Here is a 4,915-nt window from a genome sequence, read left to right on the forward strand (position 1 = left end):
ACTCATACGAGCACTCCCTTCCTTTCGGCCAACGGCGGGAACCTTTTCCAACCCACTCATGCTTACGCTCCAAAATTCCCTTTTGCGCATCGGCCAATCCCTTTCGCGCTCGTACGTGTTTACTTCAACTGTATTTTTGAACATATACCGGCTTTGTCGACGGGACGTTTTTCACAAGCTCGACACGGTCAAGCAGCCTGAAGTCGTCAACGATCTCTATGGTGACCGGCACTCGCAGCTTCCCGGATAGATGAGAACGGATAGCCTCTTCCGACCATTTCCCGGAATCATGCGAGTCAAGAAGAACGTGCAGCCCGTTTTCTTGGCAAATCGCCTTCCAGGCATCCGGAGCAGGAGACAAAGAATATACGGCTTCTTGGAGGTCCGCGGCGTCCAGGACGGTATCGCCATAACGGATTCGATCCTTACTCCTGCCGTAATGCGTCAGCTTGCCCCCCGTTCTGCCGCAAGCGCATAAGGAATGTTCGACAGAAATGATGTCTTCATTAAAGTATCGCAGCAGAGGAGATCCATGATGGGAAAGCGTCGTAATCGCCGCATACCCTCTCTCTCCTTGAGCAACGGGGCCTGAACCGTCTTCATGCAGCACTTCGACGTAAAAATCCCGTTCCACGATATGCATCGCGCCGTATTCGCACATCGTAGCGATATTGGCGGTTTCCGTGGAGCCATACATATTAAATACAGGCACACCCCACAGCTTCTCTATATGCTCCTTGCGCTTGGCGCTCATTAATTCTCCGGCAACGCAAATGGCCCGTAAAGCCGGAAAATGCTCGCTCGGCGTCGAACCGATCAGACGCGCTGTTTCGGCCAAGAGCTCAAACTCTCGCGGGAGCCCGGCTGATACCGTGACGCGAAGGCGCTCCATGAGCTGCAGCACTCTTGGGTATGGCGTAACAACGGTGCGTCCGCTTGCGGGTACAATCCCTGCTCCCGACTGCCATGCCGCTTGCTGCATCAAGAATGCGGGTAGCGACATCGCGTATGGAAAGCGGATCAGCACCAGATCTTCGGCTGTCAACCGAACCCCGCATTCCTTCAGCTGTCTTCCGCCAATCCCCAAGTCCTCTTGGGTGAACCAGGAGGAGGAAGGCTCTCCGGTCGTGCCCGTTGATTCGTGGTATTGCGCAACCTCTTTCATTTCGACGGCAAGGTGACCGAAAGCGCCGGCTTTTCGGAGATCTTCTTTTGTCGTGAGCGGCAGTGTTTGGATCCGATCCAACCCCATGCCGTTCAAGCCGCATTCCGATAATTTATCTTTGTACAAAGGCGATTTGACAAGACGCGCCAATAAATCCTTGAACTTATGCTCACGCTCCCGTTTCTCGTCAGTTATCATGCAGCGCCTCCTCCCCTGTTTCTGAGGTAGAGTCTAATTGAATACTCGGGTCGCTTTGCCGAAAGAACGGGGAATGTCGTGTCTGATTTCGACTTGGCAGTCGATCCCGATCCGATCGGCCATATGCTTTCGGATTTTCGCTGCCAATTGCTCGTCGCTTAATGGGGTCCGAAACGGCTCGGCTTCGATCTTAAGAACGCCCTGATTCAGCTTGAAGTGATACCACATGCCCACATCCGGAATTTCCATAAGGAAGTGTTCCAGTAAGAACGGGGAATAGTCCTCGCCATTCAATCGCAGCATGCTCTCCATTCTGCCTCTCAGGTGCAAAACGTCCATCGTGATCCCGCAAGTGCATCTGGACTTTTGCAAATAGCCCATATCTCCGCTTCGGTAACGCACCATCGGCATTCCTTCGCGCAGCAGCGTCGTCACGATGATCTCTCCGGTTTTGCCGTACGGAAGCGGCTTTTCCGTAACCGGATCGATGATTTCTACCTTTACATGTCCTTCCATCACGTGATACCCTCTGTGTTCGCTGCATTCAACGCCCACGCCCCCGCACTCGGTCGAGCCGTAGAAGAATGACACTTCGCAGCCCCACCATTTCTCGAGCCGTTCGCGGAAGGTGGAGGAGCACCCTTCGCCGGTCAGCCAAATCTTCTTGAGTCGGATATCTTCACCTATTCTGATACCGTACTTCTCGCTTTGTTCCACCAGAAGCGCCGCATAGGAAGGAGTAGTAGCGAGTACCGTGGCTTGGTATTCCTTCATCAGCTCCAATGACTTATCGACGGGAGCCATGTATCCCCCTTTGCCTAGCGACAGCACCCCCGTTCCGAACGCAAACTGGAACAAACGCTGAAAACCGAGACCGGGCAGCGCAAACTCATACGGCAGCGCAATGGCCGCAACATCCTCGTCCGACTCCTTGAATATATCCAAATATTTGGGCAGCAAATCGTATATATACTGGTCAGCTAACGTGTAGGCGGTATAAATCGGCTTCCCCGAAGTTCCGCTAGTAAGGTGAACCTGACCGATGTCTTTCGGATCGACGGACAAGATCTTCTGCTTATCTCCTCGGATAACGTCTTTCTTGAGCAGCGGTACCGATGCTAATTGATCCAGACTTTCGATTCTCGGTTCCTTGAAGCCCGCTTCTTCCAGCTGCGAACGGTAATATTCATTCTTGTTCCAAACGTGAGCAAGCGTAGCGTTAACGGCTTTCAACTGATAGTCTTCGACTCTTTGCCGAGACAGCTTTTCAATGGTTCTTCCTTCATCGTCCAACTGCTTATAAAAATCCTTGAACGGGTCCAGATGGGATGAATGCTCGTCAATAGATACGGTCATCTTATGCGTTTGCGATTTCATAAAAACCCTCCTAGGCAGCTAATATCATTCATTCCTCCGGCTTTGTAGCCCGCCTTACCGATTGGAAATCAGCACTGCGCTTATGGTTTATCATTAATTGAATGCGCGAATGCAAAAGCTTGACTCAGACAGACGCACATTTTCAATAAACTGATTATTTCATCCAGCCGCGCGATGGAGATCGCAAATATCCTAACAAACAAATGCCAAAACTAAAAAACCACTTCCTAGTGAAGTGGTTTTCCAAACGAGATGCTCTCACTGATTCACGAATCCCCTCCGCCCATCTCCGATCGTCTCATCTTCGGTATCACTTTCTTCGGTGCTTGTTCGCCCTTCTCTCTGGTTTTGGTTTTGGCTTTTGCTTCTTTATGAAATACCGAATCGTCGAATCGATTAAACGTTCGAAGGGTATTTTTTCGATGATGAGACCTAAGGCTTGATCTAACGATGGAAGCGACGACGTCTCTTTGCGTGTACGATCCTGCTCCGCTTTTTCCGGGTTCCGCATGCTTTCGAGTTCTTGCTGAACGAACTGCCTCCACTCCGGGTCGGCTTTCGTAGCCGCCTCCGATATCTCCACCGATTTATTTTCTTCAATCGTAGTAATGTCTTCCTTCTTGTTCAGATTGGAGTTCGGAAGCTCCGCGGCATCGGTTTGCCTTTGATCAGATTCAAGTTTATTTTGACTATGATCCATAGTTACTCCTCCCCGTATATGTTCAACAACAACACTCCGGTCCCGGACAACCCCCACGAGCCATACGGCCTCTCTATCAGCTCTTTCTTTCCTATTCTTATGTGCCGCTCTGCAGCCGCGAAATGGACTGAAGCGGAATTCATCCGAACAATGTGCGTGTACCCATAATATCGCGGAAGCCTATACATATAATGAACGCAAAATGGTCGATTGTAACAGACAGAGGGAGTGAGAATGAAATTGAACATCAAGAACATGGGATTTGCAGATAAAATGATTTTTATTCTTGGATTAACGTTAAGCGGCGTAATTGTTTTTGTTCTTGTAGTGGGCGTAATTGTTGCATTGATTAAATTATTTATGGACGGCAAAATGCATTCTGTAGAAATTCATTCCGTCCCCTTGCTGGATGATGAGCCGGAAGCGGAGTTGATCGCTGCCCCGTATGAGCAAAAGCATCCTGATCCTGCTGGCAAAGACGATGCACGACCCGATAGAGCAGCAAAAGTGGGGGCGGCGCGGTCTTAAGCTTCTCCATGAAGCTGCCGCTTCTTCTCCCCAAGATCGTACGATCCGCATGCTTCGCGACACCGTTGCATCCCGATAGACCGAACGCTTTGCTTTCATAAGGGGGTGAAGCAAATGCCAGAGGGTAGTCAGAATTCCTCGAAGATTTTTGGCGAAATCAAGCAAGAATTCTTCCGTTTCGCCGGCAGCTATGCAAAAGCTGTTAGCGGCGGTGCGAATGTAACCGGCAAGAAAATCATGGAGGCTGCAGAAAAATCGGATCAGCCATCCGATATTTTAATAGGGAAATTGATCTCGGCCGTTAAAAGCGGCGTACAGCATGCCGGTGAACAGATGATAAAGTCTGGAATGGATATTGTTGAACATATGAAAGAAAAAGCGAAAAAACAATAACTTGAGTAAAGCTCCTTCAGCGCGAATCAACGAAGGAGTATGGTAAATAAGGCTGACTCTTTGGGACGGAATTCCTTTTGAGTCAGCCTTTTCCCCTACTCTTCTTTCGGTTCATCGCTCTGCACTTCTTCTGTCCCTTTCCGCGCTTGCTTCTCGAGCTGCTTCTGTTCTTTTGCTTTTGCTTTTTCCGCTTTGCAAGCTTGTTTCTCGAGGTGCTCCTGTTCTATTACTTTTGCCTTCTCCGCTTCCTTTAAATGCTTTCTTTCTTGCTTCTGCTCTTTCGTTGCTTCGTCACCCATGATTCATCCCTCCGATAGATTGGTTAAAAGGTGTCTGACGACATTCGGATTAAAATATTCAAGCAGCTGAATTCCCGGCTCGGGTCCGAAATAAATCGAGTATTTTTTATAAGGCACTTTATCGCGCAGTTCCGGAAAACGAAGCCGGATCGGTTTTTGGAACAGATCGACCGCTTCTTCCCCATTCTTCGCCCCGGAATCAAGCACTTTTCTGAACGTCTGCAAACCCATTGTGCTGATTGCTTTTCCAATCCC

Annotated in this window: 6 protein-coding genes and 1 pseudogene; 2 read left to right on the plus strand and 5 right to left on the minus strand. The window is 49.5% G+C overall.

The annotated features are described in order from the left end of the window. Window positions 1-124 precede the first annotated feature (124 nt). From H7C19_RS32390 to H7C19_RS32400, 3 genes are all read right to left on the minus strand, one after another. Complete coding sequence (locus H7C19_RS32390) at window positions 125-1,363, minus strand: phenylacetate--CoA ligase family protein (RefSeq protein ID WP_221469595.1); 1,239 nt, start codon at window positions 1,361-1,363, stop codon at window positions 125-127. A 33-nt stretch (window positions 1,364-1,396) separates the two neighbouring features. Beyond that, window positions 1,397-2,740, minus strand: a complete 1,344-nt coding sequence (locus tag H7C19_RS32395) for a phenylacetate--CoA ligase family protein (protein WP_185673226.1) — start codon at window positions 2,738-2,740, stop codon at window positions 1,397-1,399. Window positions 2,741-3,050: 310 nt separating this feature from the next. After that, complete coding sequence (locus tag H7C19_RS32400; protein WP_185673227.1) at window positions 3,051-3,440, minus strand: hypothetical protein; 390 nt, start codon at window positions 3,438-3,440, stop codon at window positions 3,051-3,053. A gap of 234 nt (window positions 3,441-3,674) precedes the next feature. Here H7C19_RS32400 and H7C19_RS32405 point away from each other — a divergent pair, with 234 nt between their 5' ends. Together H7C19_RS32405 and H7C19_RS32410 are read left to right on the plus strand one after the other, a co-directional pair. Continuing rightward, window positions 3,675-3,968, plus strand: a complete 294-nt coding sequence (locus tag H7C19_RS32405; protein WP_185673228.1) for a hypothetical protein — start codon at window positions 3,675-3,677, stop codon at window positions 3,966-3,968. 114 nt (window positions 3,969-4,082) lie between these two features. Beyond that, window positions 4,083-4,361: a hypothetical protein gene (locus tag H7C19_RS32410; protein ID WP_185673229.1), complete on the plus strand. Its 279-nt coding sequence runs from the start codon at window positions 4,083-4,085 to the stop codon at window positions 4,359-4,361. A gap of 95 nt (window positions 4,362-4,456) precedes the next feature. On the opposite strand, the gene H7C19_RS32415 is transcribed toward H7C19_RS32410, so the two are convergent. Continuing rightward, window positions 4,457-4,660 (minus strand): hypothetical protein, encoded by a 204-nt coding sequence (locus H7C19_RS32415; protein WP_185673230.1) that lies wholly within the window; start codon window positions 4,658-4,660, stop codon window positions 4,457-4,459. 3 nt (window positions 4,661-4,663) lie between these two features. Further along, a pseudogene (locus tag H7C19_RS32420) lies at window positions 4,664-4,915 on the minus strand (4-hydroxybenzoate synthetase); the annotation flags it as partial.

Origin of the sequence: Cohnella nanjingensis (assembly GCF_014212125.1) — a bacterium.
Classification (GTDB): domain Bacteria; phylum Bacillota; class Bacilli; order Paenibacillales; family Paenibacillaceae; genus Cohnella; species Cohnella nanjingensis.

Excerpts from the sequence above, each read along its gene's own strand:
- H7C19_RS32390 (WP_221469595.1), bottom strand. The coding sequence starts at position 1,363 with ATGATAACTGACGAGAAACGGGAGCGTGAGCATAAGTTCAAGGATTTA.
- H7C19_RS32395 (WP_185673226.1), bottom strand. The coding sequence starts at position 2,740 with ATGAAATCGCAAACGCATAAGATGACCGTATCTATTGACGAGCATTCA.
- H7C19_RS32400 (WP_185673227.1), bottom strand. The coding sequence starts at position 3,440 with ATGGATCATAGTCAAAATAAACTTGAATCTGATCAAAGGCAAACCGAT.
- H7C19_RS32405 (WP_185673228.1), top strand. The coding sequence starts at position 3,675 with ATGAAATTGAACATCAAGAACATGGGATTTGCAGATAAAATGATTTTT.
- H7C19_RS32410 (WP_185673229.1), top strand. The coding sequence starts at position 4,083 with ATGCCAGAGGGTAGTCAGAATTCCTCGAAGATTTTTGGCGAAATCAAG.
- H7C19_RS32415 (WP_185673230.1), bottom strand. The coding sequence starts at position 4,660 with ATGGGTGACGAAGCAACGAAAGAGCAGAAGCAAGAAAGAAAGCATTTA.